General features: G+C 36.1%; 2 protein-coding genes and 1 pseudogene. All 3 read right to left on the minus strand.

Annotation, left to right across the window (positions count from 1 at the left end; translation table 11 throughout):
- Nucleotides 1-724 precede the first annotated feature (724 nt).
- Entirely contained in the window at nt 725-1,357 is a 633-nt protein-coding gene (locus tag CEF18_RS25580) for an FMN-dependent NADH-azoreductase (RefSeq protein ID WP_110939326.1), read from the minus strand.
- Between the two features lie 115 nt (nt 1,358-1,472).
- Complete coding sequence (locus CEF18_RS25585) at nt 1,473-2,081, minus strand: TetR/AcrR family transcriptional regulator (RefSeq protein ID WP_183041271.1); 609 nt, start codon at nt 2,079-2,081, stop codon at nt 1,473-1,475.
- A 572-nt stretch (nt 2,082-2,653) separates the two neighbouring features.
- A pseudogene (locus tag CEF18_RS25590) lies at nt 2,654-2,779 on the minus strand (recombinase family protein); the annotation flags it as partial.
- Nucleotides 2,780-3,046 lie beyond the last annotated feature (267 nt).

Below are 3,046 nucleotides of genomic sequence, written 5' to 3' on the forward strand. Positions count from 1 at the left end.
GTTCTTAGAAGTGGTCTGAAATCCTGCGAATAAGCGAGCATTTGTGAGTAAATAGAATCTAACTGAGGGAGTACAACGATACTTTGCAATAGAAAAATGATTTACAACAATCAGGCGCGTTTGTGAAATAATAAAAAAGGTCTAATTTCCCAATTTTAATGCTGGGAAATCGGACCTTTTTATATTTACATATAGTGCAAAATAGCACTAAAAAAGGGTGCAAATTAACTCCAAAAGTGACAAGGAGACAAAACTCTATTGATAGAGTTTAAACACTTGTTGGGAATATCCTTCTTGATTTTCGTATGATACTCCATCTTGCGAACTTTGATAACTCGCCATGAATCGAACGCAAAAAGAGCCTCTGGCCCGATTTTTAATCACAGCAAAAAAAGAACTGTGTCTCAATCGGTCCAAAGACTTTCCATTAGTCATCACCGATCCCGCATGGGTTCGGTATTAAAAGTTAAAGTAAGTTGATATGCAATAAGTTTATCATTTCATTTCGAAGTTTTCAATTACCCTATTGAATTGTATTGAATTATAACAGCGACCCTGTTTTTGTGAATCTAAATATTTATATTGTGTTAGATTCGGAAAGTTTTTTGAGTGCACTTTAATACATCTACTGCTCTAATTCAAGTTTGGATGCTGCATGCACCCCTAGTAGACATAACATCCGAATGTCATTATCATTTTCTATTTCATTGTCATCGATTTTTACTTAGAACGATTTAGCAACTCCGCGAGCTTGTGCAACCGCTTTTTCTCTAATAGCTTCTGCTTCAGTTGGGAATATTTTCGTGCCTTCAATCAATACAGCTGAATAATCTTTAACACCGAGATAGCCCAATACTGCTTTCAAATACGGGTCGCCAAAGTTCATTGAAGCTGATGGACCTTGTGAATATACATCGCCTGTTGAGTGTATATGCACTGCTTTCTTACCTTCAAGCATACCCACTGGACCGGTTTCCGTGTATTTAAATGTCTTGTTTGGAATAAAGAGTGAATCAATATATGTTTTCACACGAGGAGGCAAGCTATAATTCCACATCGGAGTTACGAAAACGTATTTATCAGCCGCTAAAAATTGCTCTAAAGTAGCGCCCATTTTCTGCACTTTTCCCCTTTCAACAGCAGTATCACTATCACCGGTACCTGGACCAAATTTACCCCATGCACTTAAAATGTCCGCATCGATTTCTTGAAGGTCCGCTGCGAATAAATCAAGCTTCTCGATCACATCACCCGGATTCTGGGCTGCATAAGCAGCTAAAAATTCTTCTCCAACCATTAAGCTGTTCGAATTGGAAACGTCTTTTGGATTTGCAGTAATATACAATAACTTAGCCAAAATAAAAACCTCTTTTCTAATTTTAGTTTTAATTTGTTAGTTATTACTAACTAACATCGTGCTTTCAAGTTTAAAATGTTAGTTAGCAATAACTAACATTTTGTTTTTTAAAAAACTAGGGGGTTAAACCCCTAGCAAAAATCTGTGTATTGACTAGCAGAAGCTGTTCCATCTGCTGCTCATCAATGACTGTTGTTTCATGACGCCTATGAATTAAGTGCGTGGCGTAAGTGCCCAAATTCATCCGCATAAAAGCACTTGCTTGCACATCCGAATCACCTGAAATCACTTTTCCCTTTTGCTCCATTTGCCTAAAATAGTGTGAAAGTGATTTTTGCAGCTGCACTGGATGCTTGGTTATCTCGTGATCGAGCTCATACAATGAAGTTCCTTCTTTAATTAGGATCAAAAAGACTTTATCATTTCTGATCATTCCGGACATATAGGTACGACTAATCAGCAGCAAGTCATGCTGCAATTCCCATTGCAAGAGATTAGAAAAGACGTGCTCGATACTTATTGAAGAGTATTTTTCGATTGCCTTCTCCAATATAGCACGCTTGTTCCCAAAGTGACGGAAGACAGTCATTTCACTGACCTGCGAGACCGCGGCAATTTCCTTCGTCGTCACAGATTTATAGCCTTTATCGGCAATAAGATCTATAGCAGCATATAAAATCCTCTCACTTGTACACCTATTATGGTCCTTCTGAGGCTTTACCATTCCATCACTTCCTAGTAAGACGTTAGTGGCCACTAACATAAATTTATTATAGTACATAACTAAACCTCATGTCAATAATGAAATACCTTAATCTATTTTTGAAACAGATTAAGGTCTATATATTTAGATTCTAGCTTGGTGCTGTATAATTTCAAAAACAAGAAAAAAGCGTCCGTTACAAGACGTTTTTTCTCCCTATTCACAAAGGTTGAATTTCATTCACCAAGATCAAAACCTTGCCTTTTTTTCAAAAAAAAGGCAACAAAAAAATCCCCCATTCAAACACCAAATCTGTCCATGAAAACTTCTTAGCTTCCGCTCTAGCTTTATCTAACTCTTTTTGTTTTGTCTTACCTTTTTTAAATTCTGCAGTTTCCTTAACTTTATCTTGTACCCATTTTGGAACTCCAGATTTAGTCAGAGTAGTTTTGTGACTTATATCACCTTACATGCACGATACACAACAGGTTAACATAACGCCAGTTCACGGAAGTATTTAACTCTATTACTCAATAAGAAAGAGTTGCCTTTCATGGCAGCTCTTTCTTAAATTAAAGCACGCTTTTTGTTGCTTATCTTTTGGCACGAATCAAAGTGCTTTTTGAAATGCCCGTTATTTCCTCCTCTTGCTTATAGGAATTACTCTTCAGTAGATGTAAAGCGTGTTCAATCTGTTTTTTTTCGTACAGTTTCGGACGAGTTTTGGAACAAATAATAACTTCTATAAAATTAGAATTTTATTTATAAACTACAATAACAGATAGCAAATGTGTGCTTTTTTATTTTGTTCAGCAATCGGGCCATATTGTTGCAGAGTAGTTCCTAATATTTTGAAAATGAATTAGGAAATTTATGTTAAAGTGATAATAGAAAATATAAAAGTTTGTGAAATTTTTCACTTAAACTCCCTCAGTGTGATTGTTATATCTCTTGAATGCTCACTTATTCGCAGGATTCCATAACCC

Origin of the sequence: Salipaludibacillus neizhouensis (assembly GCF_002886185.1) — a bacterium.
In the GTDB taxonomy this organism is placed as follows: Bacteria; Bacillota; Bacilli; order Bacillales; family Salisediminibacteriaceae; genus Salipaludibacillus; species Salipaludibacillus neizhouensis.

Coding starts and splice junctions, on each gene's coding strand:
- CEF18_RS25585 (WP_183041271.1), bottom strand. CDS start 2,081: ATGGTAAAGCCTCAGAAGGACCATAATAGGTGTACAAGTGAGAGGATT.